General features: G+C 66.6%; 21 protein-coding genes. 7 read left to right on the forward strand and 14 right to left on the reverse strand.

What is annotated here, in order from left to right; genetic code table 11:
- Window positions 1–131 precede the first annotated feature (131 nt).
- Window positions 132–566 carry an NIPSNAP family protein gene (locus BSF38_RS21015; protein WP_076348924.1) on the reverse strand — a complete coding sequence of 145 codons (435 nt, stop codon included), beginning with the start codon at window positions 564–566 and terminating at the stop codon, window positions 132–134.
- A 757-nt stretch (window positions 567–1,323) separates the two neighbouring features.
- Here BSF38_RS21015 and BSF38_RS21020 point away from each other — a divergent pair.
- Genes BSF38_RS21020 through BSF38_RS21030 form a run of 3 tightly spaced genes read left to right on the forward strand, consistent with a single transcriptional unit; the run spans window position 1,324 to window position 6,597 of the window.
- Window positions 1,324–3,960 (forward strand): cysteine hydrolase family protein, encoded by a 2,637-nt coding sequence (locus tag BSF38_RS21020; RefSeq protein ID WP_076348926.1) that lies wholly within the window; start codon window positions 1,324–1,326, stop codon window positions 3,958–3,960.
- Window positions 3,957–4,886, forward strand: coding sequence for an ABC transporter ATP-binding protein (locus tag BSF38_RS21025; RefSeq protein WP_076348928.1), 930 nt, complete (start codon window positions 3,957–3,959; stop codon window positions 4,884–4,886). Before BSF38_RS21020 ends, BSF38_RS21025 begins: the two co-directional genes overlap by 4 nt.
- 34 nt (window positions 4,887–4,920) lie before the next feature.
- Window positions 4,921–6,597, forward strand: coding sequence for an ABC transporter permease (locus tag BSF38_RS21030; protein WP_076348930.1), 1,677 nt, complete (start codon window positions 4,921–4,923; stop codon window positions 6,595–6,597).
- Between the two features lie 17 nt (window positions 6,598–6,614).
- On the opposite strand, the gene BSF38_RS21035 is transcribed toward BSF38_RS21030, so the two are convergent.
- From BSF38_RS21035 to BSF38_RS21060, 6 genes are all read right to left on the reverse strand, one after another.
- Complete coding sequence (locus BSF38_RS21035; RefSeq protein ID WP_076348932.1) at window positions 6,615–6,902, reverse strand: hypothetical protein; 288 nt, start codon at window positions 6,900–6,902, stop codon at window positions 6,615–6,617.
- Window positions 6,903–7,035: 133 nt separating this feature from the next.
- Window positions 7,036–7,359, reverse strand: coding sequence for a helix-turn-helix domain-containing protein (locus tag BSF38_RS21040; protein WP_076348934.1), 324 nt, complete (start codon window positions 7,357–7,359; stop codon window positions 7,036–7,038).
- Window positions 7,356–7,745, reverse strand: coding sequence for a type II toxin-antitoxin system RelE/ParE family toxin (locus BSF38_RS21045; RefSeq protein ID WP_076348936.1), 390 nt, complete (start codon window positions 7,743–7,745; stop codon window positions 7,356–7,358). Before BSF38_RS21045 ends, BSF38_RS21040 begins: the two co-directional genes overlap by 4 nt.
- 85 nt (window positions 7,746–7,830) lie before the next feature.
- Window positions 7,831–9,222 (reverse strand): DUF1501 domain-containing protein, encoded by a 1,392-nt coding sequence (locus tag BSF38_RS21050; protein WP_076351237.1) that lies wholly within the window; start codon window positions 9,220–9,222, stop codon window positions 7,831–7,833.
- A gap of 5 nt (window positions 9,223–9,227) precedes the next feature.
- Window positions 9,228–11,384, reverse strand: coding sequence for a DUF1549 and DUF1553 domain-containing protein (locus tag BSF38_RS21055; RefSeq protein WP_237170552.1), 2,157 nt, complete (start codon window positions 11,382–11,384; stop codon window positions 9,228–9,230).
- 203 nt (window positions 11,385–11,587) lie between these two features.
- Window positions 11,588–12,214 (reverse strand): UbiX family flavin prenyltransferase, encoded by a 627-nt coding sequence (locus tag BSF38_RS21060; protein WP_076348938.1) that lies wholly within the window; start codon window positions 12,212–12,214, stop codon window positions 11,588–11,590.
- A 502-nt stretch (window positions 12,215–12,716) separates the two neighbouring features.
- Here BSF38_RS21060 and BSF38_RS21065 point away from each other — a divergent pair.
- Window positions 12,717–14,057: a TIGR03067 domain-containing protein gene (locus tag BSF38_RS21065; protein WP_076348940.1), complete on the forward strand. Its 1,341-nt coding sequence runs from the start codon at window positions 12,717–12,719 to the stop codon at window positions 14,055–14,057.
- Window position 14,058: 1 nt separating this feature from the next.
- On the opposite strand, the gene BSF38_RS21070 is transcribed toward BSF38_RS21065, so the two are convergent.
- From BSF38_RS21070 to BSF38_RS21095, 6 genes are all read right to left on the reverse strand, one after another.
- On the reverse strand, window positions 14,059–14,952 hold the full coding sequence (locus BSF38_RS21070; RefSeq protein WP_076348942.1) for a hypothetical protein: 894 nt from the start codon (window positions 14,950–14,952) through the stop codon (window positions 14,059–14,061).
- 131 nt (window positions 14,953–15,083) lie between these two features.
- Window positions 15,084–15,995: an endonuclease/exonuclease/phosphatase family protein gene (locus BSF38_RS21075; RefSeq protein ID WP_076348944.1), complete on the reverse strand. Its 912-nt coding sequence runs from the start codon at window positions 15,993–15,995 to the stop codon at window positions 15,084–15,086.
- A 14-nt stretch (window positions 15,996–16,009) separates the two neighbouring features.
- Complete coding sequence (locus BSF38_RS21080; protein WP_083713173.1) at window positions 16,010–16,822, reverse strand: sulfotransferase family 2 domain-containing protein; 813 nt, start codon at window positions 16,820–16,822, stop codon at window positions 16,010–16,012.
- Between the two features lie 361 nt (window positions 16,823–17,183).
- The gene (locus tag BSF38_RS21085; protein ID WP_076348948.1) at window positions 17,184–18,101 is read right to left on the reverse strand and encodes a dioxygenase family protein; all 918 of its coding nucleotides are present in this window, start codon (window positions 18,099–18,101) and stop codon (window positions 17,184–17,186) included.
- A 26-nt stretch (window positions 18,102–18,127) separates the two neighbouring features.
- On the reverse strand, window positions 18,128–18,796 hold the full coding sequence (locus tag BSF38_RS21090; protein WP_145952249.1) for a choice-of-anchor R domain-containing protein: 669 nt from the start codon (window positions 18,794–18,796) through the stop codon (window positions 18,128–18,130).
- A 353-nt stretch (window positions 18,797–19,149) separates the two neighbouring features.
- Window positions 19,150–19,917 (reverse strand): SDR family NAD(P)-dependent oxidoreductase, encoded by a 768-nt coding sequence (locus tag BSF38_RS21095; RefSeq protein ID WP_076351241.1) that lies wholly within the window; start codon window positions 19,915–19,917, stop codon window positions 19,150–19,152.
- Window positions 19,918–20,160: 243 nt separating this feature from the next.
- On the opposite strand from BSF38_RS21095, the gene BSF38_RS21100 reads away from it, so the two are divergent.
- The 3 genes from BSF38_RS21100 to BSF38_RS31455 are packed head-to-tail and all read left to right on the forward strand — an operon-like array spanning window position 20,161 to window position 23,909.
- Window positions 20,161–22,215, forward strand: a complete 2,055-nt coding sequence (locus tag BSF38_RS21100) for a type II and III secretion system protein family protein (protein ID WP_237170553.1) — start codon at window positions 20,161–20,163, stop codon at window positions 22,213–22,215.
- A 57-nt stretch (window positions 22,216–22,272) separates the two neighbouring features.
- Window positions 22,273–22,920, forward strand: coding sequence for a hypothetical protein (locus BSF38_RS31450; RefSeq protein ID WP_076348952.1), 648 nt, complete (start codon window positions 22,273–22,275; stop codon window positions 22,918–22,920).
- Window positions 22,920–23,909 carry a tetratricopeptide repeat protein gene (locus tag BSF38_RS31455; protein ID WP_076348954.1) on the forward strand — a complete coding sequence of 330 codons (990 nt, stop codon included), beginning with the start codon at window positions 22,920–22,922 and terminating at the stop codon, window positions 23,907–23,909. Before BSF38_RS31450 ends, BSF38_RS31455 begins: the two co-directional genes overlap by 1 nt.
- On the opposite strand, the gene BSF38_RS21115 is transcribed toward BSF38_RS31455, so the two are convergent.
- A complete protein-coding gene (locus BSF38_RS21115) occupies window positions 23,899–26,052 on the reverse strand; it encodes a glycosyl hydrolase family 65 domain-containing protein (protein ID WP_076348956.1) in 2,154 nt (717 codons plus the stop codon). The two genes, BSF38_RS31455 and BSF38_RS21115, sit on opposite strands and share 11 nt — an antisense overlap.
- Between the last annotated feature and the right edge of the window lie 32 nt (window positions 26,053–26,084).

Genomic DNA, 26,084 nt, shown 5'->3' on the forward strand with positions numbered 1-26,084 from the left:
AGACGAAGACCGGGGTCTGATTATTCGAGATGATCCGGTCGCTGGGAGCAGGCCTCGACCAACAGGCGTAAAAAAGCCCCGCCGAGTTTCCCCGGCGAGGCGTCGGATTTCGGCGTCCTAGATGATCCCGATTATTTGATCGCGCTGTAGTCGGTCGGATCGAGGAAGACCGAGTCGACTTTCTGGACGATCGGCCCGTTCTTCTCGCTTTCGGCCTTCGCTTTCTGCCATGCCGGATCTTGTCCGAATTCCTTCCAGGTCTTCACGGCGGCTTCCCGGCTTGGGAACGAGACGAGATAGATCAGCTTCGAGGTCTTGCCCTCTTTCTCATCCTGCGGGGTCCAGAAGCCGATCAACTTCGCGCCGTGCTTTTCAAGCAAGGCGCACGTGTGATCCCGGAACCGCTTATGCAGGTCGACGAGCTTCCCGTCGTGCGTGTAGTAGGTGCGCAGCTCGAAGACGTGCTGCGACCCCTTCTCGTCGGTCGTCGCTCGACCCTGGACGCCAGCGATCGCGAGCAGGCCCAAGGCGAACAGGAACAGGACGGCGGTCGGTGATCGAAGCATCGCGGTCGTCTCCAGGTGGAATCACGAATCGTAGGTGAGGACGGAGGGCGATCTCAATTCGTAGCACGGTCGTCGCGACCACTCAAGTGGCCGCCGCCTCAGTCTAAACGCCCGTCGAGAAGCGCCGCCGGTGGTCGGCGTTCTGGACATGGCCACGCGCCGTCGATGGCTTTCGGCGTGCCTCAGTTGGCTTGGGTCGTACCGCGCGGTCGCCGAGCCGCTCAGGAAACCGCCGGCGGCCAACATACCGATGCCAACTAGACTGCTCGCATGAGGATGGGCTTCTTGTTGCAAGTGACTGACGGGGGGCGCTTCTCAACCTTCGCGCGGAAGACTTCCGGAAGGGTCCGGCGGCGTCCGCCGAGGGTCGCGATCGTAAGAGCGTCAAATGCCCAGGAGTCTATCTCATGCGATTTTCCTGAGAAGCTCAAGAAGAACCTCGGAGCGTGTTGAAGACGATCTTGATTCGGCTTCAGGTGAAGGCGCGATGGACGAAGAGAAGTTTCAAGACGTGGTGACTTGGGCGCGAGGCTCGGCTCCCCAGCGTTTCCGCGACCGTCTATCGGGGGTGATTTTCTACCGTGGCGGTCGAGGGGCTTTGCGCGGCGGTCGGTTTCTATTACAGTTGTCGTCGGACTGGAGTCGGGCGGCGCTTCCGGCGCGGTTCGGGGGGTGATAGACTCGGGGGACGAGTTCCTTCGAGCGGCCCGTTCGCTTACCACGTCGTCGGGGCTTCGAACATCGGGAAGGCGCGTTGATGGCGAAGCGACCGTTGCGGGTGGTTCAACATCTCTTCTCGGCACTCGTGGCCTGGGTCTTGGTCTGCGGCGGACCCGCACGCGGGCAGACCGTGGACGTGGGGGCGGAGCTGACGGAGAGCGAGGGCAAGTTGTCGACGGCCGACGAAGCGCGGCTCCAGCTTCTCAGCGATCCCGACGCGGTCAAGAAGGGGACCGGGAAAGACCGGTCGCGGCCGCCGTTCGAGATTTATCGGTCGCAGATCGCGCCCAACGACGTGATTCCCTGGCTCAAGCCGAACCAGTGGTGCAGTCTGTCGCTGGATCTTCAGGCCAACGACGACGATTACGAGGGAAGCCTTCAGTCGCTGCCCGTCCCGCTGGTCGGCATGCCGCACGAGATGATTTATGCGCGCGAGGCTCGGCTGGTGAAGGCGCAGCGGAGCCGGCTGGGGATGCCGATCCTGCTCCCCCGGATACCGAAGGAGAAGGAGCTGCTGGTCGAGCTGGTGCGGCCGAACGCGATCCGGGCCGATCAGCTTTATTCGGTCCCCCTCTACTCCCTGCCGGCGCACCAGATGCTGGTCATGGTCTTGACCAAGGAATCGAACGCCGCCTACGCCGCGTGGTCGAAGTACTCGGCGATGATCCCCGCCACGTTCGACCGCGGCGACGGCCGCATCCTGGACCAGATGCGCTATTACCGGCTGCTCCTGCCGCTGGAGCCCGACAAGCCGCTGTTGCCGTCGCACCCGCTGACCTGGACGGCGATCAGCCACATCTTCTGGGAAGGCATGGAGCCCGACGTGCTGTCGGCCTCGCAGCAGACGGCCTTGCTCGACTGGTTGCACTGGGGAGGGCAACTGATCGTGATCGGCGGCGCGGGGCCGACGTACTCGATCTTCCGCGAGAGCTTCCTCGAACCCTATCTGCCGGCCGATCCCACGGGCGAGAGCCGGCTGTTGGTCGAGGCGGATCTTAAACCGCTGTCGGATTCGTACCCGCCGCCGTTTCGACTCCCCACGGGGGAAGAGCCGACGCGGCCCGCGCGGTCGATCACACCGCAGATTTACGAGCAGTTCGGCCTGGGGTACACGGCCCCGGAACCGATCAAACCGGCCGCCGGTCGACCGCTGTACGTCGCCGGGCTGCGGCCGCGCGAAGGGGCGGTGACGATCCCGCTGGGCGAAGGGAGCCCCGATCTGCTGGCGGTCGAGTCGCGGGTGGGACGGGGGCGGATCACGATGCTGACGGTCAATCCGACCGACCCCGCGCTGGCCGCCTGGGGAGGTATGGACACGTTGGTTCGGCGGGTGGTCTTTCGGCGGCCCGAAGAGATGATGGTGCCAATGGCGAAGTCCGGCGAGTCGTTCGACCCGCAATACCAAGACATGGCGATGGGAGGCCCGGATCTGAGTTGGTATCGGATCGCCGCCCGCGACGTCGGCCCCAGGGTCTACAGGGCTCCGTCGGAAAGCCGGGGGCTGCCGCGACGCGGGTCGCCGCCGGTCGGTGCGGCGCTCGCTCGCCAGCAGCCCGCGAGCATGAGCGTCGATTTCGCGACGACCGACGGCAACGAGGGGCCCAACCTGCCGGGGGTCGCCGAGTGGGTCGATTCAACGCACGTGCCGCTCATCTGCCGCACGCTTCTCGAACGGGCGTCGGGGATCACGGTCCCCAGTTCGCAGTTCGTGCTCAAGGTGCTCCTGGCCTACGTCCTGGCCGTGGCGCCGCTGAACTGGCTGCTCTGCCGCTACGTGTTGAGGCGTCGGGAAGCGGCGTGGATCATCGTGCCGCTGTTGGCCTTCGGCTTCGCCGTGGGGGTTGAGCGGATTGCGGCGTACGACATGGGCTACGACTCGGCCTGCGACGAACTCGACCTGCTGGAGATTCAGGGGACGTTCCCGCGCGGGCATCTCAGTCGGTTCGCGTCGATCTACACCACAGGGCGCGGTCAGTACACGATCAAGTTCCCCAACAACCCGACCGCGTTGGCCTTGCCGCTCGACATCGGCCGGTCGATCGCCGGCGAGGACCTGACGACCTCGGTCTGGCGGTCGTATCCGGTGCCGGCGCTCGAAGAGTTCACGGTCCAGCCGCGCAGCCTGTCAATGTTCCGGTCCGAGGAGATGGTGTCGCTGCCGGGCTCGATCACGGTGGAGGCCGACGGCCCCCGGCGCGTGCTCCGGAACGATGGCGGCCTGGAGCTTCGCGACGCGACGCTCGTCGATTTTTCCGATCCCGCGGAGCCCCTGGAGACCTACCTCGGGACGATTGCGGCGGGGGCGACGGTCGATCTCGACCCTGCGGAAGCCCCTCCCGCTCCGGATCATATTGCAGGGTTCGACGGCCCGGATCCGACCGAGCTTCTGACCAAGTTTCTCGAGTACGTGGAGAAGCGGCCCGAGGCCGTCGGCGAGCTGCGGCTGGTGGCGTGGTCCCCCGGGCCGGCGCCGGGGCCGAGCTTCGAGCCCGTGCTCGACCGCCATCGCGGGGCGACGGTCGTCGTGGTTCATTTGCGGTATAATCCGCCGCCGTCGCCGGCGAGCCGGCATTACAATTCGATGGCGCCGAAGACGGCTGAGGCCGCCGGCCGTTCGCCGATCCCCGCGAAGGCGGCGGCTCGACGAGGACGCGAGGAGATGGGGGCGTCATGATCGAGGTGGTCGGCTTCACCAAGCGGTACGGCGAGTTCACGGCCGTCGACGATCTGAGTTTCTCCATCGGCAAGGGGGAGACGTTCGGGTTCATCGGACCCAACGGCGCGGGCAAAAGCACGACCATCCGGTTCCTCGCCACCCTGCTGCGGCCGACGACGGGCGAGGGGCGGGTCGCCGGCCACTCGGTCACGGGCGATCCGATGGCCGTCCGCCGTGTGATCGGGTTCATGCCCGACGACTTCGGCGTCTACGACGGCATGAAGGTGTGGGAATTCCTCGATTTCTTCGCCGTCGCCTACGAGATCCCGCGCACGGCGCGGAAGAAGATCATCGGCGAGGTCCTTGAGCTGCTCGACCTGGCCCACAAGCGCGACGACTACGTCAACGGGCTGTCCAAGGGGATGAAGCAGCGGCTCTGCCTGGCCAAGACGCTCGTCCACGACCCGCCGGTCCTGATCCTCGACGAGCCCGCGTCGGGCCTCGACCCCCGCGCCCGGCTGGAGATGAAGGCGCTCTTGAACGAGCTGCGACGGATGGGCAAGACGATCCTGGTGTCGAGCCACATCCTCTCGGAGCTGGCCGACTTCTGCACGTCGATCGGCGTCATCGAGCGCGGGCGGCTGCTGGCGGCGGGGAGCATCCGCGACATCCAGAAACAGCTTCGCGCCCATCGCGTGCTCAAGGTCCAGTTGCTTGACGGCGAGGCTGGCAGGGCGGCCGAGATCCTCCGCGACGACCCGTCGATCCGCCTGGTCGAGACGTTCGACCACACGGTGACCGCCGAGTTCGAAGGGGTCGACGAGGACATGGCGCGGCTGCTGGAGCGGTTGATCGGGGCGGGCCTTCCGGTCCACTCGTTCGCCGAGGAGCCGCTGAGCCTTGAAGAGGTGTTCATGATGATCACCAAGGGGATCGTGAGTTGACCTCGGGCCTCCGACGAGCGAGAGCGACGCCGCCATGTTGATCCGCGAGAATCCGGTCCTGAATCGCGAGCTTCTGGTCACGCTGCGATCGCCGCGGTCGTTCGTGCTCCAGTTCTTCTACGTGCTGGCGCTCGGCTCGCTCGTGTATTTCTACTGGCCGGCCGGCGAGGACGGCGCGCGGCAGGTGAGCCCGGGCGTCGCGCGGCGGCTGTTCGACATCTTCTTCCTCGGCCAGTTCTGCCTGGTCGCGCTGATGGCGCCGACGTTCGCGGCCGGAAGCATCACCGGCGAGAAGGAGCGGAAGACGTACGAGATGCTCCTGGCCAGTCCGCTGCGGCCCCGGACGATCCTCGTCGGCAAGCTGCTCAGCTCGCTCACCTATCTGGTGGTTCTGATCCTTTCGAGTCTGCCGCTGATGATCCTCTGCTACCTGCTGGGCGGGCTTTTGCTCTCGGAGATCACGCGGAGCTACCTCGTCTTGATCCTCGCCGCCGGCACGTTCGGGCTCTTGAGCATCGCGTGTTCGAGCTGCTTCAGCCGCACGAGTTCGGCGCTCGTGGTCAGCTACCTGGTGATCCTGCCGCTGGCGGTCCTCTGCATCATGCTGACGCGGACCGAGAACACGACCACGCGCGACTTCATGTCGATCGCGGTGCTGCCTCCTTGGTGCCTGGCCATCTGGACGGCGCTCGAGATCGTCGTCAACCGTCGGTTGCTGCATCCTCCCGACGTCGGCGGTCAGGGCAAGGACGTCATCGACGAGGAAGAGGAGATGAAGTACGCGATCGGCGTGGTGATCGACCGCGACCTGTTCCCCGACAAGCTGTTCGCCCCCGCCAAGCGGCTGGACCTCATGCCCGACGGCGCCAACCCGGTGCTCGACAAGGAGCTGCGGAGCGAGATCTTCAGCCAGGGGACGCTGATGCTCCGGGTGGTGATCCAGTTGAGCATGTTCCTGTCGATCCCGCTGATGGCCGGGCTGTTGTTCCTGCGATCGGACCAGGCGGCGTACTACGTGGCTTACGTGCTGACTTTCAACATGCTGGTCGGCCCGGTCTTCTCGTCGGGGAGCGTAACCCAGGAGCGCGAGCGGCAGACGCTCAGCCTGCTGCTGACGACCCTGCTGACGCCGAGCCGGATCATCCTCGCCAAGCTGCTCGCGGCGCTTCGGGTCTCGACGGTCTTGACCTTCCTGCTCACCGAGCAACTGCTGCTCGCCTACGCCCTTTTACACGAGCTTCGGGGCCGGTTCTGGACGTTGATCGTCTTCCTCCTGATCATCGCCGTGACGTGCCTGGCGACGTCGTCGATCGGCCTGATGTGGTCGGCCCTCTGCCGGCGGACGTCGACCGCGATGGTGCTCACCTACATGACGCTGCTAGGCCTGTTCGTGTTGCCGATCGGCCTGGGTTGGTATCTTCAGGGCATCGCGCAGGAGTCGTCGTTGACGCCCCAAAGACTGGCCGCCCTCACGGTGACGAGCCCGTTCTCGGCCGCGATGAGCGTCCCGATGCACGTCAACCGACCCGACGGCTGGACGGGCCAGTCCCTGACGATCCACACGCCCCCGCTCGTCCCCCTCGGCGGCCGCGTCTACGCCCCCGTCTGGGCGATCTTCCTGGTCCTCTATCCGATCCTGAGCGCGATCTTCGTGGGCGTCGCCTGCCTGGCCTTCCGCTGGCGCTGGTGGCGAGCGGGAAACGTCGTGTGACGAGGCGCCCGGCCGGCTCAAGGGCCGAATGTGGTCACCTCGGGGTGACCGTCCGCGCCCAGCCTCACGACGGCGACGATGCGCGGACCGAGCAGCACGACCATATCCTTCGATTCGTAGCCCGTTCCGAGCATGCCGTGGAATCTCTCGCAGAGGCCCATGACGACGCCGGAGAGGGTCGCGCTCGCGGGGGGAGCCACGGCGAAAGAGGACAGGAAGCCGTTCTCGTCATAGACCCGATAGTGGTCTCTCCGGAATTCCGGACTCTCCCGAACCTTGCCGTGTTGCACCGGGACGTCGCTCATCGGCTCCGCCTTTCCACTGGCGCTGCGTCCGCGCCCGGCTTCGTCGGTCCTCGGGGGCGTTCGAAGCGGGACAGCCGCGATGATTTCGGTTCTCGGCCGCTTGCCCCGACTGATTCCGGCCGCGGGTTCGGAATCACGCGGACGTCACGCGAACATGGCCGTTCGACTTGGACTTCGCCTTCGACAGCTTGATCTGGACGTCCCATCCTAGTTTGGTGAGGAAGCGGAACAGCCGATCGGTCGAGAATCCGTCGAGTCGGCCGTTGAGCAGGGCCGAGACCTTGGGCTGCGAGATGCCGAGGAGTTCGCCGGCTTTCGCCTGGGTCAGCCGCCGGGCGCGGACGGTCTTAAGGATCTGGGCGGCGAGTTCGGACTTGGCCAGCAACTCTTCCGCATTCTCGAACCCCAGGTCGGCGAAGACGTTCGTGCTGCCGCGAGTGATGATGGGCTCGCTCATGATTTTTCGCCCCCGTAAAGCGACTCGTACAGGTCCGACGCCGTTTTCAATCGCGCCTTGATCAGGTCGACGTCGGTCTTTGGCGTCTTGATTCCCTTCTTCGACTTCTTCTGGAAGACGTGGAGCACGAAGACGGCTTCACGGAACCTCACCGTGTACACCGCGCGGTATGTGCCGCCGCCGTGGTCTTCGACGATCTCAAGGACGCTCGCGCCGCCGAAGCCCGACAGCGGCTTGGCGTTCATGGGCTTCGTGTCGATCTGGACCAGGTACAAATTGTGTCCGATCCGCCTCTGGACAGCGCTAGGCAGCCTCTTAAGGTCGGCCAGTGAGCTCCCCACCCACTCCAGCGGCTTGGCGTCTGATTTGTCCTCGCCCGCACTCATGATCGGATTATCCCATTTGTGGGATGTAAGGTCAAGCCGCGCGCTTCCCGGCTCCCGAGGCGTTTCAGCCCTGAGCCATCCATGATCAGCTCAGGACCTCCGCGATCGGCTTGCCTTCTTCGACGAGTCGCATGGTGCGGCCGAGGACGGGGATTTCCATCTTGGCGGGATCGAGGCCGAGCTGGTGGAGGATGGTCGCGTGGAGGTCGCTGTAGTAGTGCGGGCTCTCGACGGCCTTGTAGCCGACGTCGTCGGTGGCGCCGTGGACGGTGCCGCCTTTAACGCCGCCGCCGGTGAGCCAGGCGGTGTAGCCTCTCGGGTTGTGGTCGCGGCCGGTCGTGTTCTGGGACCACGGGCTCCGGCCGAATTCGCTGGTCCAGACGACGAGCGTGTCGTCGAGCAGGCCGCGACTTTTGAGGTCGCGGATCAGGCCGGCGATCGGTTTGTCGGTCGATCGGCAGAGGGGCGCGTGGGTCCGGATGTCGCCGTGGGCGTCCCAGGCCCCGTTGCCGCCCCCCGCGTGACAGACCTGGACGAATCGGACGCCGCGCTCCGCGAGCCTTCGGGCCATCAGGAGCTGGCGGCCGAAGTCGTCGGTCGCTTCCTCGCCGATCCCGTAGAGGTCGAGAACGTGCTTGGGCTCGCTGGAGACGTCGACGGCCTCCGGCGCGGAGAGCTGCATCCGGGCGGCCAGCTCGTACGCCTTCGTCCGGGCGGCGATGTCCGATTCGAGGGCGTAGCGGTCGCGGAACTCCCGATTCAGATCCTCTAAAGCCCGCATCCGACGCTCGCGATCGGCGGTGCCGGTCCCTCGTGGCGGCTTCAGGTTCGGGATCGGCGTCTCGCCCGCCTGGAACGGCGTCGCGGACACCGTCGCCCCGAGGTAGCCGCCGGTCAATTGGACGGGAGACGACGGGCGGCCGATGTTGACGAACGTCGGTAGGTTCTGGTTGGCGCTCCCGAGCGCGTAGGAGATCCAGCCGCCGAGCGTCGGGTGGTCGAACGGGCGTCCACGGTGGCCGGTGCAGGTCTCGATCACCGCCGGAAAGTGGTTCCCCTCGTGGCACCACATCGATCGGATCATCGCGATCTCGTCGACCACCCCGCCGACATGCGGGAACCAGTCGGAGACTGGAATCCCCGACTCGCCGTAACGGGTGAATTTGCGGTCGCAGTGGATGACCGGACGCCGCATCTCCGCGGAGTTGTCGCCGAAGCCGACCGCGTCAATCAGCTTGCCGGCCCACTTGTTGTCCTTCGGGTCGAAGGTGTCGATGTGGCTGACGCCCCCGCACATGAACAGAAAGATCACCGACTTCGCCTTGGGCGCGAAATGCGGCCCGTGGAGGGCGCCCTCGATCTCCCCGGCCTCGGACCAGAGACCGCCGAGGGCGACGCCGAGGAAGCCGCCGGCCCCCCGGAGGAAGCCGCGTCGCGACACCCGTCCGCACGGATAGAGAAGTGCTTCGCCGTTCATGGAGATCACCGGACGTAGAGGAATTCGTCGAGGTTGAACACGAGCCACCCGAGCCCCTTCAAGCGAGTCGGATCGTGATCGAGGTACGCCAGGGCGCGGTCCCGCTCCGACGCGGTCGGCGGCCGGGCGACGGCGATCCGGTAGGCGAGATCCACCGCGACGCCGAGGTCGCCGCCGGACTCCGCCTTCAGCCGCTCGGCGAACTTCTCCGTGGCCTTCTCGATCGGGTCGCTGTTCATCAGGAACAGGGCCTGGGGCGGCGAGACGGTCCGGGTCCGGACGGGGCAGGGGACGCGGCCGTCGTCCACGTCGAACGCCTGAAGGAAGTTCGGCACGACGTCGCGGCTCGTGGAGTAGCCGCGGATCATGTACGCGGCGCGACGGTTGGTCTTCGCTCTGGCGGACGATCCTCCCCTCGGTCCGCTCCTTCCTGCGCCGGCCGGGTCGAAGGAAGGCCCGCCGACGGTCGCGTCGAGGCCGCCGGCCGCCGTCCAGATCGCATCCCAGATCGATTCGGCGTCGAGGCGTCGAAGGGGGAACCGCCAGATTTGGGCATTCGTCGGGTCGATCGCCGTATTCGCCTTCGTGACGTCCGACGCCGCATCGGAAGCTCGCTTGTACGCCTCCGACGTGACCATCAGCCGGTGCATCGCCTTCATGCCGAAACCGCGACTCACGAACTCCGAGGCCAGCCAGTCGAGCAGGGCCGGGTTCGAGGGCGTACCGCCGAGCACGCCGAAGTCGCTGGGCGTTTTGTGCAGGCCCTCGCCGAAGTGCCATTGCCAGAGGCGATTGACGACCACGCGGGCGAACAGCGGGTTGTCGGGCGCGGTCAGCCAGTCGGAGAACGCCTCGATCCGGCCTTCCCGGAACTCGAGGCCCGACGGGGCGAACGGCCAGCCGGGCGTCACCGCATGATCTTTCTCGGGCCGCTCGGGATCGCCGCTCGTGAGGATGTAGCTCGGCTCGGCCTCCCGCTTCGGGTCGACCTCGACGGTCCAGAACGCCGGCAGCGACGACCCGCGCCGCCCGCCTGCGGCGTCGAGCCGGGCCTGGAGTTCCCTGTATTTCTTCCGGTCCGGCTCGGGCATGATCTCCAGGATGTTGCCCGTGTCGATCCGCAGGACGGGAAAGTAGTCGTCGGCGATCTTCTGCTCCGCGGCCGATCGCTGGCGTTCGGGCTTGTGGATCACGGCCTGGACGTCGGGGGGGAGCATGGCGACGCGGTCGTCGTACAGCCGCTTCTTGTACGGGGCGAGCAAGTCGTCGATCGGCCCTTGCGCCATCTCCCGCTTCCGCTCGACTTCGCCGATCGCCTTACCCTCGGCGAGGATCTCGGCGGGGGACGCCAGAGTCACTTTGCGCACGATCAAGGGATCAAACAGCGCCTTCATGGCGTAGTAGTCGCGCTGTTTGATCGGGTCGTACATGTGGTCGTGGCACTTGGCGCAGGCGACCGTCATGCCCATGAAGGCGGCGGAGACCGTCTCGACGGCGGCGATCGGCAACTCACCGTCGTCCTTGCCGTCGCGGATGACGGCCCCTCGGGCGAGCAGGCCCAGGGCGAAGAGGTCGTCGGGCCGGGGCTCTTTCCGGCTGCGGTGGCCGGTGGCCGACATCTGTGTGCGCTCGGTCGTTCGGTAGCCGGTCAGTTGGGCGCGGACGAACTGGTCGTAAGGCACGTCGTCGTTCAGGGCCCGGATCACCCAGTCGCGCCAGAGGTGGATGCCCGGCGCGGCGACCATCCGCTCGTCGACGTCGGCGTAGCGGAGGACGTCGAGCCAGTGCCGGCCAAAACGGACGCCGTGCTGCTCGCTCGCCAGGAGCCGGTCGACGACGGTCTCGTAGGCGTTCGGCGACTCGTCGTGAAGGAACGCCGCCTGTTCGGCGGGCGTCGGTGGCAGCCCTGTCAGGTCGAGGGTGACGCGACGGAGCAGGGTCTGCTTATCGGCCGGTCCGGCGGGTTCCAGGCCCTTCGCCCGGTATTCCGAGGCGAGGAAGGCGTCGATCGGGTTGGGCGACGACGTCGTGCTCGACGGCACCCCGGGGCGGGCGACGGGGCCCAGGGACCAGAGATCCGGATCGGCTCCACTCGCCGCCGTCAGAGCGAGCCCCACGCATGCGACGACCCGCGCGATCCATCCCCGTGTTCCTTGCACCATCCACCCTCCCCCCGAAAACCGGCGTCCTCGATCTTCCGGACCGCCGACAGCCGTGAAGACCATCCTACACCACCCGTATCGCCCCGGACGACCCTTCGCCGAGAAGGGGCGCTCGCTCAACTCGGGAATCGACCCGACATGGTCCGCCAGCACGGCCGGGAAGAATATAAAAACGCATTTTCTCATGTGTTGACGCTATGTTTTCATGCGATTGGGGGGCGGGCGCCACAACTGGGGCCGTCGTCGGCGGGGGCGGATTCCGGCCTCCCTGACCAGCGAGGGACGCCCGGCGTCTCGATGTCGAACAGGTCGAGGGCCCGAGCGGCCGTGTGGTCCACGATGTCCTGGATCGTGCGCGGCCGGGTGTAGAACGCCGGCGTCGGCGGCATCACCACGGCACCCATCTCCGTCGCCCCCAGCATGGCCCGCAGGTGTCCGGCGTGGAGCGGAGTTTCCCGGACCATGAGGACCACCCGCCTCCGCTCCTTCAGGCAGACGTCCGCCGCCCGGGTCAGAAGCGAGCCGGTGACGCACGAGGCGACTTCGGCCAGGGTCCGGATCGAGCACGGCGCGATGACCATTCCCATCGTGCGGAACGACCCACTGGCGATCGCGGCCCCGACGTCGGCCGGCGCGTAGTTCACGTCCGCCAGCGCTTCCAGCTCCCTGGCGGACAGCTCGGTCTCGTAGCTCCGGGTCAGGTGGCCGGCTTTCGAGACGACGAGGTGGGTCTCCACGTCCGCCGCGCGGAGGAATTCGAGGACTCGGATCCCGTACGCGATCCCAGTTGCGCCGGAGATGCCGACGATGATCCGCCGACGGTCGTTCATAGCGTCTTCCCACCCAAGGCATGTGATTCAGAGGTCATCGTGACGGCCCGGCCCGCGATCAACCGACTCGCTCGACCAGGATGAGGCGGACGATCCGGTGCGTTTCGACGCCGAGTGAGCGGACCACCTCGCCCGCGCCAGGAGTCGCGATCATTATTCACGATAACAGGTTCTACTTCGAGATTGACGGGGCTCGCACAGCGTCCTCGCAATCGCCCCGGAATCGGTCCCGGAAGCCGTCTGGGACATGCTCACGCCGGCGAGAGCCTCAAGCCCGATCACATTTCCTGGCGGGAAGGATCCTTTCCCCCCTCCAGCAGCATGGTCGGCTGACGGGAGTCCTCCGCGATTGCTCTTGTCAACGGACCCGCCTTTTGGAATAAGGCAGGCGATCGGGCGCTTGCCTTTCGAACAATGAACGCCCTTGGTCCGCGCCGTGAAACGCATCGTCGAGTAGGTGCGGACGCCAGGTCGAAGCCGACACCAGAAGGGATTCGCAATCATGATGGGGCTTTTGTTGACGCTACTGGGGATCGTCTTGATCCAGGACGACGTCAAGCCGACCGCGACCGAACTTCGGCGCGCGCACCAGATGCTCGCCGGGCCGTGGACCGTCGCCTCGGCGACTGACGACGGCGACACGGTCGGGGCCGACATCCTCCGTCGGAAAATGGTCAAGGACGGGCGCGTGGTCATCAAGAACCGGACCATCACGCATGTCAATCCCGAGACCGGCGAGACGCTTGTCAACGCGTTCACGATCAATCCCGCCAAGCTCCCGCGCGAGATCAACTTGATCTCCATCGACGACCGAACCCTGCCGGGAATCTTCAAGTTCGAGGGCGACGAGCTGGTGATCTGCTTCACCGACGGCCAGCGGCCTGAGCGGCCGACCGATTTTGAGTCCAAGCCCGGCTCGTCGCGCGTCGTGCTTCGCCTCAAGACCGCCGCCGACAAGAAGGCGACCGTCCAGCCCGACGTCGAGGTGGACGACGTGGTGGAAACGAAGGAGGTTCCGGCGTCGACCGTCTCGCCGTTGCGATCGGCCGGCGCGCCCAAGGCGACCGAGGCCGAGCTGCGGCGCGACCGCGACTTGCTCGGCGGCCTCTGGCGGATCTTGTCGATCCAGGACGACGGCGAGACTCTCGGGACGGAGCTGATCCGCCAGAAGATCGCCGAGAACGGCCTCTTGCGCGTCGGTTCGCGAGGCGTGTCGGTCGTTTCGCCCACCGACGAGCAAAAGCGGCTCTGGGCCTACCGGATCGACCCCGCAACGTCTCCCAAGGAGATCGACCTCATCACGCAGTTCGACACCATCCTCAAGGGGATTTACACCTTTGAGGGCGATCAACTCGTCGTCTGCACCACGAAGTCGGAAGACGAGCCGCGGCCCATGGTCTTCGAGGCGCCCGTCGGCTCGCGTCGCGTTCTGTACACCCTCAAAACCGTCAAGCCCGAGCCGGCGGCGGCTCGCCCCGCCGCGCCGCCGCAGCCGACGCCGGAGGAGCAAGCGCGGCTTCGCGAGCAGAAGATCCGCGACATGATCGTCGGGTCGTGGTCGATGACCGATTCCCGGGGCAGCCTGGTCACCGTCTTCCGCGCCGACGGCACGTTCAGCTCGACTCGCACGCTGTCCAGGAAGCGACTGTTCGAGCCCGGCTCCAAGTCGTTCAATGGAGCGTGGACCTTTGGTCAGAGTCGTCTGACCGCCCGGGTCTCGGGGACGACCGACCCGAACCTGCTCGGTTACAGCTACACCGGGAGGATTCAGTCGATCGGCGAGGATACCATGGTCGCCGCCGACCTCAACGGCGGACTCAGGACGTTCCGGAAGCTTCGCTGAGCTACAGGCTTGGCGACCTCTCGGCCAGCGTGCCGTTGTCGAGGTACCACATGCCGTCGGGGCCCTTGCTGAAGTGCGACTCGACCGGCAGCGACCAGATCGGGCCTTGGTCACGCTGGCCCCGGACGAAAACCTTCACCTTCCACTCGGCGTCGATGGCCGTTTTTCCGCCGCTCTTCTCCGATTTGAATTCCGCGACGAGGAAGGTCAAGGGGGCGGACGACCCCGCTTTCCCCTGGCGAAGCTGCTTGATCCTCTCGACCCAGTATTTCTGGAATCCCTCGAACGAGGCGAACCGCGACGAGGTTCGGCCCGCGTTACTGAGCAAAAGCCACATCCGCCTGTAGTGCGGACGATGATGCGAAAGCGCTCCGTAGAAATCCCTGGCCGCTTGTTCGGGCGTCATCCGGACCGGACGCTCCAGGGTGATGACGATCGGATAGCAGAGGACCAGCCCGACCACCAAGCCCATCGCCAGGACCAGCAGCGTGAGAGTGTAGAACTCGCCGCTCAGCGTCAGAAAAAGGAGGAACACGACGAACGCCGCCCAGAGGCCGAGGACGGCGAGCGTCGGCCCCCATTCGGCCCCGCGCGACCAGACCTGGTCGACGGCCGAGGCCGACTCGGTTTGCCGGGACGGCTTCGGACGACGCGGCGCGGGGGCTTCGTCGGCGGGCTCGGCGGCTCGCTCCCGGGGCGTCGGGACGGACGCCGGAGCCGGGGCTGGAGGCGGCGTATCGGCCAGGTCGAAGCTTTCTTCCGACCCGGACGCGACAACCGGGCGCCGGGGCGGGGTCGTCTCCGGCGGAGGCGCGTCGCGGAACAGCCACTTGGCGTCGGCGAGCACGGGATCATTATCGGGATCGGAACCGAGGCCCGTCGGGGAATCGCCCATGCGCTGGAATCCTGTTGGAGAGACGACGCGACGGCGCGGGGTCGCGCGGCGCGCCTTTTCCCCATCGTGGCCACCCGCGAGCCGCGCGGGCAAGTCCGGACCGGTCGCGCGGCTTGGAGAGCGGCTTCGGGTCAGGGCGCGGCGAACTCGACCAGAACGGCGGCGTGGTCCGAGGGCCAGCGGCCGGGGGCCTGGTCGATCATGGTCGCGGACCGGGGGGCGAGGGCGTCGCCTTTCCAGAAGACGAAGTCGATCCGATCCTGGATCTGATCGGGGGATCGGGGCGACCAGGTGCGATCCTTCTTACGGTCGACCTTCGGGTTGCAAACGCGGTAGGCGTCTCGGAAGCCGGCCTCGGCCACGGTCCGGGTCACCGGCCAGTCGACGACGAGGCCGTATTGATCGCGGGCGGCCTCCGTGTAGTCCAGGTGCGAATTGCTGTTGAAATCGCCGGCGACGATCACCGTCGCGTTCGTAAGCGCGGCCGTCTTCGCGGTGACGCCGTCGAGGATGGCGCGGACTTCGGTGACGCGGCTCGGACCGTCCTTGGCGATCAGGTCGGCCGGCGTTCTTCCGTCCCGCGAGTGCGGGTCGGTCCAGACGTCGTCGACGTAGTGGATCCAGACCGAGTAGACCGCGAGCCGCCGACCGTCGGGGGCTTCGACGAGCGCTCCGACGCAGTGGAAGGGCTTGTAGACCGAGAGGTCTTCCTTGATGGGCCAGCGGCTGAGGATCGAGACGTTGGTCCCCCTGGGGTGGAAGTGGAAGCCCAACTCCCTGGCGATCGTCTCGCCGCTGCCGTAGGTTTCGACCATCGCAACGACGTCGGCTCCGCTGGCGCGGATCGCCTCGGCGACGCGCTTCTGCTTCTCGATCTTTCGGGCCGGCGACGGTTCGTTCTTCGCCTCGTCGCCGCCGTTCCAGATGTTCCAGGCGAGCACGCGGATCGGCCCCGCCGCCTCGTCGCCGCGGATCGGGACTCCGAGGACCGCGGTCGCGGCGGCGAGGATCGAGGCGACCAGGAGGAATCGGAAACATCGCATCGGCGGGCCCCTCTCTATTCTCTTCGCCGGCCCCGGGCCGGCCGGTCTCGATAGTGACTCGAACGGGTCTCGGAACATCGCTCGTCGAATAGAGAGCTAGCGTACTCGTAAATCGCCACGTCGCAGCGGTTGGCGGCCTTGATCCGATCGATGAGCGACGGCGCGAGCTCCTCGACGCGAAGTCGCCTGATTCGCTCGCTGGCGAGGTTCATCGAAGTATACTCCGGGAGCCGCCAGCCGAAGGCCTCGGCGAACAAGGCGAGCGATTCGTCGAACCGTTCGGTGAGGCCGACGACCTCGAACCGGTCGCGGAGGATCTCGATCGAGGCGTTCGCCGCCCTTCCGGGCGCGCGGGCGACGTCCTCGGGTTTCCATCCGGAAACGAAGAGCGTTTGCACGTCACGCGCCCAGGGATGTTCGAGGAAGCTTTCAAGCGTCGGATGCCTGCCGAGGATTTCTCGATGCGACGGATGATCCGAGTTCATCACGTGATTGTAATGCGAGACGACGCGACGCACAGGATCTCTGAGGAAGGTGGCGTACCGAACGTCGCTCTCGATGAACGGCTGGATCTCGGCTTCGAGGTGGAGACCGTAAGGGAAATGCCCTGCCACGGCTCGCAGGCGACCGTTCCAGGTGATCGACTTGATCACGTCCTTCGCCTGCTGCCAGGCCGGATACACGGTGCAATGGTCGTAATCGTCGTACATCTGCGACAGCACGGACTGGAACGTCGTGCCGGCCGTCTTCGGGATATGGACGAAGAGGAGCGTGCTCGGCTTGGTCCTCGTGTGCGTCTTGCGTCTCAGTTCCATCTGACAATTCATCAAACTCCTCCATGGGCCGCGCGGTGAGCTCCTGAATTTCACCGGCGTGATTCAAGCCGTCAAAAATCCTTGACGGCGAAAATGGTCACTCGAATGGTACGAGTCTGTGTGGCCGCTCCCGTTCGTTTATTCGGGGGATTGAGGGTCGCAAGCCAACTCGTTCTTGGGTTATTGGATAATTTTAATTGATGATGTGTAGATGCAACGACGGCCGAAGGCCTCGGCCGTCTTGCATGGATTCGGGGGCCGACTCGCGTGGCGCCCTGGTGTCGGCATGGGTTTGCTCAATTCCTTGCTTCGTCGATACGAACCGGCTCCGGCGAAGATCTCCGGAGCCGGTTCGGTCGCCGCCGCCTACGAATCAAGCCGGAGGCCCGCCCGGCGGGGGAGTTCCGCCGCCTGGAGGGGAACCGCCGTCCGGCGGAGGATTTCCACCGCCCGGAGGGGGACCGCCGTCCGGCGGGGGATTTCCACCGCCCGGACCCGCGTCGCCTCCCCCCTCGTTGGCCTGGTCGGTGAGGTCGATCACGATGTTGAACGAGCCGTTGGCTCGTTTCAGATTCGCCGCCAGCCGCAGCATCAGGAGTTCGCCGGCCTCTTGCGCGGGAGTGCCGTCGAAGGAGCCTCCTTCATAGATGCCGTCGGTCAGGTTGAACGTGTCGCGAATCGGGCGGTCGTTGTAGGGGCTGACGTTCGCGTAAACCGAGTTCGTGACGTCGTCCTCGAAGAAGAACTGGGTGGTGAAGTTGTACGTCACGGTGTCGCTGGCATGATCGTAAACGCGCACTCGGGCGTGAATATGAGGAGTCCGCCCCGAGTACCATCCCGGGTAGACGGTCGTGAACCGGACGTTGCCGTGCGCGTCGGACACCTGGTAGCCGCGCAGGAACTGCTGGCCGAGCGTGCCTTCGACGGCCATGTCGGAGTAGAGGCCCAGTGCATTGCAGTGCCAGATGTCGACGTAGGCGCCCGGCAGCGGCGTGACGCTCCCGTCGACGTTGAGTTGCGACACGTTGACCGCCAGGTACAACGGCAGCCCGACCTGGACGACGCCGGACGTGGGGTCGTTGCGGACGTCGGAGCGATTGAGCATCTCGTCGACCCAGTACGGGCCTTCGGTCACGCCGGGGGTGTCGTCCACGAGGTTCTGGGCGAGCGCCGCGCCCTTCGTCCCGAGCACGACGGCCGCCAGCGCGCCCGTCACGCCTTTTCTGAGCACGTCGCGCCGGTTCGTCGCGGTCGCTTTGTGGTTCTGCGTGGGATCGCTTGACTCTGACATGGGATGTCCTCGTTACTCGAAGAAAATCAGACGATGCGGGACGAAGTCGAGGCCGAAGAGCGGCGCGCGTAATGAATCAGGACGACGCCGGAGCCGAGCGCGAACGGGATGAGGGAGCTGGGTTCGGGGACGGCGGCGGTCGCGGCTGTGACGCTCATCTGCAACGGGTACGAGTCGAAGGTGAACCACGACGAGCCGGCGTCGTCGCTCGATCCCCATGTGTGTTGAAAGCCGACGCCCACGCCGCTGGCGTCGTTCGCCCAGGCCCAGGCGAACTGCCCCGTGACTGCCTTGAGGACGACCCAGTAGTTTGAATCCGCGGCCAGCGCCAGGCCGGCTGTTGTGAAAGTCGTTTCCGACAGGGTCGTGGAGACCGCGCCGGCGAGCGACAGAGCGCCCGCGAAGGCGTCGGGCTGGAGGCCTCCGTCGTTGTAAACGTCAAGCTCCACCTGGCCGCTGATCGAGTCCCGCTGAAGCAGCAAAGTGATGCTCGTCAGGGTGTAGCTCGCACCGTCGGTGCCGAAGCCCGCGGTCAGCCAACTGTCGGCGACCGCGGTTTCCGTGCCGCCGGTCGTCGCGGTCAGGTTGTCGGAAAGGATGGTCCCCGCCCGAGCCGGAGAGGAAGCCGCGAAGCTCAGGACGAAGGCCGAGATCGTCACGACCCAGCATGTGGGTCGACGAAAAAATCGTGTCATGCGTCGCCTCAAAAGGAGTTCGAAAACAAGGAGAGCCGGCGATGCAGGCCGCGCCGCCTGTTTCATCAGAGGATCGGAATCATTCGCGACCGCGCGAATCCGTCGAAATGGACGCGGTTGCAAGGTGGGGCGTCGGTTTCCTTCCCGTGTCGTCATCGCCCACGGAAGAACAATCGCGAGGAAGGTCGAAAAGCGCGCGCGATCCGCTCAAGTTTCGAGAAACCTCCACGTGAACATCCGCCGAAACGCCGACGTCAGGAGAGCTTGCCGAGAACCAGCGGCGTCGCATGACGCGATTTTATGATCGGGTGTTTACGCGATTCATTAAGATTTATTCATGGTCGTCGAGGCGCCTACTTGCCGAACCCGCCGTTGACGTCGAGGGTGTGTCCGGTGATGTACGAGGCCAGCGGCGAGCAGAGGAACACCACGGCGTCGGCGACTTCTTCGGCGCGGCCGAGGCGGCGGAGGGCGATCGATTTGACGAGCTGCGTCCGGACGCCGTCGGCGAGGCCGGCGATCATGGGGGTGTCGATCACTCCCGGCGCCACGGCGTTGACGCGGATTCCGCGGCGGGCGGACTCGCCGGCCAGGACGCGGACCATGGCCTGCACGCCGGCCTTGGTTGCCGCGTAGGCCGATTGGCCGTGGAAGCCCGCCTCGGCGGCGAGACTCCCCATGCAGACGATGCCGCCGCCGTCGCGGAGGATTTCGAGACCGTACTTGCAGCAGTGGAAGACGCCCGAGAGGTTCACCGAGACTACTTCCCGCCACTCCTCGATCGTGATCTTGCTCAGCGAATGCTCGCGCAGCACGCCCGCGTTGTTGATAAGGAGGTCGAGCCCGCCCCACCGCTGTTGAAGGTCCTGCATCATTGCGCGGACCGCGTCGGGGTCGGAGACGTCGGCGGCCGTCGCCAGGGCGCTGTCGTCGCGCAGGACGTTCAACTCGGCGGCGATCGCCTCCGCGTCGGCGCGGGGCCGACCGTCGCCGAGGTCGGGGTGGTTGATCGCCACGCGGGCTCCCGCGCGGTGAAGCCGCCGCGCGATCTCGGCCCCGATCCCCTGCGACGCCCCCGTGACCAGGGCCGTCTTGCCCGCCAGGTCGATGACGATGCTCATGACGCGGCTCCCGTGCCAAATGACGAAGAGCAAGAACCCGCGACGCCGCGATCGTCGCCGCGTCGCAAGAAAACCATTGTGGAATCGGGACTTCCGACGCCACAAGATCCTGGCGTCGGGTTTTCCATCAAGGCTCAAGAAAGACGCCCAGAAATGCCGAGTTAAGCCGTAGCGTTCGGTGTAATCGGCGGAATCGCGATAATCCATAAGGTCGGGGCCGCTCTCACAAGACCGAGGGATGACTTGAAGAACCACCAGACGAATCGTCGACGATGGACGAACCGTCGCCCGGTCATCCTGATCGGCGTGTTGGCGTCGTGGCACCTGGCCTCGGCAGTCGCATGGGCTCAGTCGCAAGACGAACCGTCACTGAAGGTGGTCCGGCCGTTTCAGAGCGTCCCGGACGCGAACTCGGCGAAGGCCCCGCAGGCGCCGACCGACGCGGTCGAGCCCCCCCGGACGCTCAACGGGCCGTCATCGCGACCCGACGCGCCCGCCACGCCTCCTCCGCCTCGGCCGCAACCGGAAGTCCCCCGCGTGATTCCGATCGAGCCCCCGCCGGGAACGGCCGTCGATCCCACCGAGATCAGGCCGAGAACCTTGACGTTCCCTCGCGACACGACGGGGCTGGTTCCCGGGCGGCCTCCCGGACCGGTCGCCAGACGATCGAACGTCGCGATCGCCAACGACGTCGCCGACATCGTCGAGCTGGTCAAGGAGCCCGAGGCCGAGATCGCCCTGGTCGTCGGCGACTCCAAACTCATGCAGACCCGGCGCACGCTCACGCGCGTTTTAATCGCCAACCCGGCCGTGGCCGACGTCGAGATGCTCAACGACCAGAACGAGGCCCGGCTCCTGAACGTCTACGGCAAGTCGTTCGGGACCACGAGCCTGACCCTCTGGGACGAGACCAATCGCCCGATGTCGTTCCTCGTGCGGGTGACGCTCGACACGCGGGAGCTCGAATCGAGGATCGCGCAGGCGTTCCCCGGGTCGCACGTCAAAATACGCCAGGTCGGCCCGCAAGTAATCCTCGACGGCCAGGTCAGCGACGCCAAGATGATGTCCGACATCCTCCAGGTCGTCACCTCCACGGTCCGTTCGAGCGGCGGCATGCGAACGGGGGCGACCGGCGGCGGCATGAGCGGCTCGGGCATGGGCGGCGGCTCGGGCATGGGCGGCGGCTCGGGCATGGGTGGCGGCTCGGGCATGGGCGGCGGCTCGGGCATGGGCGGCGGAATGGCTATGGGAGGATCGCAATCGGGGGGGATGACAATCATCAATCGGGTGGTCGTCCCGGGGCCCCGGCAGGTCATGCTGCACGTCAAGATCGCCGAGCTGAACCGCCAGGCGCTCCGTCAATTAGGCGTCACCTGGCTGGACACGAAGGGGCGCTCGATCATGGGCTCGTCGACGGGCCAGGTCGGGGCCGTGTCGGCGACGGCGAACGCGGGGCATTCGACCGCGGCCGATCCCCGGGGCTTCCTTCAGCCGCTGGTGTCGACTTTCAGTGGCGCGGGCGCGGCGACCAGCGGGGGAGAGCTGTTCGGCGTCTTCGACGCGGGGCATTTCTCGCTGTTCATCAACGCCCTCCGTAAGAACTCGCTGGCGAAGATTCTGGCCGAGCCCAATCTGGTGGCGCTCGACGGTCAGCCGGCCCGGTTCCTGGTCGGCGGCGAGTTCCCGTTCCCGGTGCCGCAAAGCTCGTCGTTGCCCGGCGGCACGGCGGTCGTCACGATCCAGTTCAAGCGATTCGGGACGATCCTCAACTTCCTTCCCGAGATCCTGCCCAACGACGTGATTCGGCTCGACGTCGAGCCGGTCATCAGCCAGCTCAATTTCAGCCAGAGCACGACGGTCAACCAGAGCCAGGTGCCGTCGATCGTCGAGCGCAGCGCCCGCACCGTGGTCGAACTGCGCGAGGGCCAAACACTGGCGATCGCCGGTTTGCTCCAACTCACCACTGACGCCTCCACCACCCGCGTGCCGGGACTGGGCGATCTGCCGTTTCTGGGGCCCATGTTCAGCGCCAACACGATCACGACGGTTGAGACCGAGATGATCATTCTGGTCACGCCCGAACTGGTCGCTCCGCTGGATCGTTCCGAGGTGACCGAAACGCCGGGTGCCCGCGTGAATCAGCCGAGCGACGCCGAGTTCTACTTCCTGGGCCGGCTCGAAGGGAAGCTAGGGAGCGAGTTCCGAGCGACCAAGGCCGAGCAAGACCCGCTCAACCTGATGAAGCATTTTCAGAGTGAGCGTGAGTGGGTCATCGGCCCGCACGGTTACGCCGATTGAATGAAATGGAACGCCGGCGTCGATCGACGACGAAGCGAAGTGGGGAGGAGTTGATTGATGATTCGCGATCGGATCGGTGTCTTGGTTTGGTCGACGGGCGTGGTGATCGTCGGCCTGGCGACGTGTCGCGCGGTCGGGCAATCGCCGGTCGGCTCGCAGCCCCAGCCCACGGAGCCGGTCTGCCGTCGCCAGGGGGCGTTGCATCGGATGTGGCACCATGCGTCGCACGCGGTCCACGACCGGTTCATCGGCGACCCCGACACGTTCCGCGAGCCTCCCCTCGGCATGTACGTTCGCGAGCAGTTCGCCGTGCAGACGGCCAAGGCCGACCAGCATCGTTTCATGCTCTACAAGACCGACTTCCTGCCCGGCGAAAACCGGTTCTCGCCCACGGGGGCCTCGCGGTTCAACCTGATGTACGGCCGTATGCCGGGCTGGATCGGGCCGATCACCGTCGAATGGACGCCCGACGAGCCGGAGTTGGCGGAATCGCGTCGCCAGGCGGTCCTCGAAACCATGGCGCGAGCCGGTCGGCCGCTGCCGGCCGAGCGCGTGGTCGTCGGCCCGTCGTTCTACCCCGGCCAGATGGGGACCGAGGCGGTCAACAATCAGGGCAACATCATCTCCCGAAGCCAAGGGGCCGCCACGACGTATTCGGTCACACCCCAACTCGGCCTCTCGGCGTTCGGCGGAGGAAGCCAGTGATGACCGCGCGAGGCCAACGTCGGTTGCAATTTCTCTGCTGCGTGCTGGGCTCGTTGACGCTGTTCGGCGGCTGCCGATCGCGCGAGCTGGTGCGAACCCCACAGCCCCAGCAACCGCCGCCGCAGGCGCCGATCGAGTCGGGGCCGGGAACCGTCTCGGTCGACCTGAGTCGGCCCGCGGGAGCCGAGCAAACGTTTAAGCCCGAGGCGACCGCGTCGCAGCGGTTCAACGTCCACCTCGATCTCGGCAAGGTCTTCGAGAACCAGGGGAATTACGAGGCGGCGCTGCTTGAATACCAGGAAGCCCTGGCGGTCGGCGAGCGGAGCGGAATCGGTAAGGCGCGGTCGCGCGATGAAGCGTTGGCCCACCGCCGGTTGGGCAACGCCCTCGACGGCCTCGGCCGATTCTCCCAGGCCGAGGTCCATTACAAGAAGGCCCTGAAACTCGACCCGCACAACGCCAAGATCTGGAACGACGCCGGCTACAGCTACTATCTCCAGGGGCGCTGGGCCGACGCCGAGGGAACGCTCCAATCGGCGGCTCGGCTGGCGCCCGGCGACATGCGGATCAAGACGAATCTCGGCCTCACGCTGGCGGCGGTCGGACGTTCCGAAGAGGCCCTCGCGCTGCTCAGCCAGTACAGCGGCGACGCGATCGGCCACGCCAACCTCGGCTACCTGCTGGCGGCGACGGGCCAGACGGACCTCGCCCGCCGCGAGTACGAACAAGCCCTGTCGATGCGCCCGAATCTCGACCAGGCGAGGCGGGCGCTCGACCAGCTCGCGCGGTCGTCTCAGACCGACCGTATGCTCGCCGCCGCTCCCCCGCTGCCGACGATCGATCTCTCGGAGTTCCCCCCGCCGTCGCTGTCGGAGTTGGGGTCGCCGCAGCCGTCGCCTCCGCGAGACGTCGAGGTGCGGCGGACCGCCAGCGTTCGCGCCAAGATTCCGCCGCCGCACGCGCCGACGGCGCGGGGCGTCAATCCTTGACGCGGCGACAGATGATGGTTCGTCCCGGCCTGAATCGCAACTTCAACGGGCCGGTCTCGGCTGATGCGGCGTCGGCGATGCGCCAGCGACCGTCAGGAGGCCAGAGCAGGAACTCGGACCCGTCGGCGACCCGGGCGGTCAGTCTGACTTCATCAGGGAACGCGGCGACGTCGAGAACGTGGCCCTGGGCGTGAATGCGGGTGACGGTCAGCGACGGCCAGTCGGACGGCAGGCGGGGGTTGAGCCGGAGGCCGCCGGGGCGGGGCTCGACCCCGAGGAATCCGTAGAGCATGACCTGCGGGACGAGCACGCTCTCCATGAATTCGTTGTCGAAGCCGAGGCCGCCGGGAGGGCCGCCGCCTTGCAGCGTGCCACGGCCGGGCTTGGCGTAGTAGGCGCGATAGCCCCCTTCGGCCTGGACCTCGCCGAACCAGGCGATCACCTCGCGAAGCCGCCGCCAGGCGTCGTCGGGGCCGAGGGTGCGGAGCCGGGCCATAAGGTCGAAGTAGGTGAAGCCAAGCACGCCGCCGCCGTCCTGAACCTGGCTCCCCCAGGGGATCGACTCGGGGGCGGACCAGGCCCAGACGTAGGTCTCGACGTTGCGCCGGGTGGTCGATCGCGGGCCGAACCGCCAGTGGTAGATGTCCGCGCCTTGCGAGGTGTCGCCGGCCACGACGCGGCGGCCGTCGAGCCAGTCGTAGATCCGTTTCGCCTGGGCGTCGGTGGCCAGGCCGTAAGCGACGGCCTCGGTGTTGACGAACACGAACCCGTAGTCGTAAGCGCGGCCGTCGCGATCGCGCCAGCCGACGAACCGGCCCGTCTCGTCGTTCCAGAACGTCTCGCAGGCGCGGGCGCGGACCTGCTCGGCGAGCTTCACGAGCGCGTCGGCCTCGAACGGCCGGTCGTCGGCTGGGATCGTCCATTCGGGATGCGCGGCGGCCTCGCGCTCGATCGCCGCGAACGCGCGAAGGGCGTCGTACAGGTAGATGGTCGCCAGCGCGTCGTCGCCGCCGAAGGGGAGGAGGTCCCAGTAATTGTTTCCCACGCCCCGGCCCACCCGCAGCGTTTTCTTGCCGTCGGTCCCGAACGCCAGGCCGCTCGTCCCTTCGTGCCCGACCCACGGGACGCGGACCAGGTGGTGCTTCTCGACGCCGAACTCGCGGAGCGCGAACCGAAGCGCTTCGCGCAACTTGCCGATGTTCGATCTCAGGAACGGCAGGTCGGTCGTCCACGAGAAATACTCGGCCGCGCCCCGGATGAAGTTGACGTTCGTGATCGGATGCCGGGAGTCGATCGCCGAGATCAGCGACTTGAGGGTCAACGTCGCCCCCTTGGCCTGGTCGAACCTGAACTTGAGCCGGGTCAGCGTCCCGTCGTATCCGGCCTGCTTGTAAAGCGGGATGTTAGCGAACCGCAGCCCGGCCGAATCCGAGAGCCGGTCGAACGCCGCATGACGCTCCGTCCGCCATTCCTTCTCTCCATTCAAAAGCCACGAAACTGAGGGCTTCGCGTCCTCGCCCAGCCCGCGCGCGGCCCATTCCAGGCGGATGAACGGGGCGGAGAGCGTGGCGCACGTGAACGGCGGGGTGGTCACGGTCACGACGTCGGCGTTGACCCGCAGGTCGAGGCCTCGATCGGGCGAGAAGCCCGCGACCTCGGCCCCTTCGATCTCCCAGCCGTCGGTGTTGGTCAGCGGCTTCAACTGGTAGAGGCCGACTCCGTAAGCCTCGTCGGCCGTCGAGAAATACCAGCCGACGCCGCCGGCCTGCTGGAACGTCGGGAACGGCCAGCCTTCGCTGTGGGCCAGGCCGCGGTGCTGCTGCATCGAGATGTAGCCTTCGGCGTCGATCGGCCGAGCCAGGAAGACGCCGCGGTACTTCGAGCGCGCCGGCTCGGCCGCGGGCTTCTCCCCGGTCGCCGCCCAGAGGGTCGCGTGCGGCAGCCAGGCGTCCCAGAGCGTGGTGCCCGTGAAGGCGCCGTCGTGGTGGAGCCGGAACAGCTCCTGGAGTCGCGCCATCGGGGCTTCCTGACCCGGCACGATGAACTGTGGGAAGTCGTCGCGCGGCTGCGGCGGCTCACCGGCCGTCGCCGAGGCCGCGAGGGCGAAGAGGCTCAAAGCAACGATGCGGCTCGGGAATTTCATTGGGGCTTCCGGCGGTTGGTCGGCATGATTGC

The organism is Paludisphaera borealis (genome assembly GCF_001956985.1).
GTDB lineage: Bacteria > Planctomycetota > Planctomycetia > Isosphaerales > Isosphaeraceae > Paludisphaera > Paludisphaera borealis.

Coding starts and splice junctions, on each gene's coding strand:
- BSF38_RS21030 (WP_076348930.1), top strand. CDS start 4,921: ATGTTGATCCGCGAGAATCCGGTCCTGAATCGCGAGCTTCTGGTCACG.
- BSF38_RS31450 (WP_076348952.1), top strand. CDS start 22,273: ATGATTCGCGATCGGATCGGTGTCTTGGTTTGGTCGACGGGCGTGGTG.
- BSF38_RS21020 (WP_076348926.1), top strand. CDS start 1,324: ATGGCGAAGCGACCGTTGCGGGTGGTTCAACATCTCTTCTCGGCACTC.
- BSF38_RS21060 (WP_076348938.1), bottom strand. CDS start 12,214: ATGAACGACCGTCGGCGGATCATCGTCGGCATCTCCGGCGCAACTGGG.
- BSF38_RS21025 (WP_076348928.1), top strand. CDS start 3,957: ATGATCGAGGTGGTCGGCTTCACCAAGCGGTACGGCGAGTTCACGGCC.
- BSF38_RS21080 (WP_083713173.1), bottom strand. CDS start 16,822: ATGAATTGTCAGATGGAACTGAGACGCAAGACGCACACGAGGACCAAG.
- BSF38_RS21040 (WP_076348934.1), bottom strand. CDS start 7,359: ATGAGCGAGCCCATCATCACTCGCGGCAGCACGAACGTCTTCGCCGAC.
- BSF38_RS21075 (WP_076348944.1), bottom strand. CDS start 15,995: ATGCGATGTTTCCGATTCCTCCTGGTCGCCTCGATCCTCGCCGCCGCG.
- BSF38_RS21050 (WP_076351237.1), bottom strand. CDS start 9,222: ATGAACGGCGAAGCACTTCTCTATCCGTGCGGACGGGTGTCGCGACGC.
- BSF38_RS21095 (WP_076351241.1), bottom strand. CDS start 19,917: ATGAGCATCGTCATCGACCTGGCGGGCAAGACGGCCCTGGTCACGGGG.
- BSF38_RS21090 (WP_145952249.1), bottom strand. CDS start 18,796: ATGACACGATTTTTTCGTCGACCCACATGCTGGGTCGTGACGATCTCG.
- BSF38_RS31455 (WP_076348954.1), top strand. CDS start 22,920: ATGACCGCGCGAGGCCAACGTCGGTTGCAATTTCTCTGCTGCGTGCTG.
- BSF38_RS21115 (WP_076348956.1), bottom strand. CDS start 26,052: ATGAAATTCCCGAGCCGCATCGTTGCTTTGAGCCTCTTCGCCCTCGCG.
- BSF38_RS21055 (WP_237170552.1), bottom strand. CDS start 11,384: ATGGTGCAAGGAACACGGGGATGGATCGCGCGGGTCGTCGCATGCGTG.
- BSF38_RS21065 (WP_076348940.1), top strand. CDS start 12,717: ATGATGGGGCTTTTGTTGACGCTACTGGGGATCGTCTTGATCCAGGAC.
- BSF38_RS21085 (WP_076348948.1), bottom strand. CDS start 18,101: ATGTCAGAGTCAAGCGATCCCACGCAGAACCACAAAGCGACCGCGACG.
- BSF38_RS21070 (WP_076348942.1), bottom strand. CDS start 14,952: ATGGGCGATTCCCCGACGGGCCTCGGTTCCGATCCCGATAATGATCCC.
- BSF38_RS21045 (WP_076348936.1), bottom strand. CDS start 7,745: ATGAGTGCGGGCGAGGACAAATCAGACGCCAAGCCGCTGGAGTGGGTG.
- BSF38_RS21035 (WP_076348932.1), bottom strand. CDS start 6,902: ATGAGCGACGTCCCGGTGCAACACGGCAAGGTTCGGGAGAGTCCGGAA.
- BSF38_RS21015 (WP_076348924.1), bottom strand. CDS start 566: ATGCTTCGATCACCGACCGCCGTCCTGTTCCTGTTCGCCTTGGGCCTG.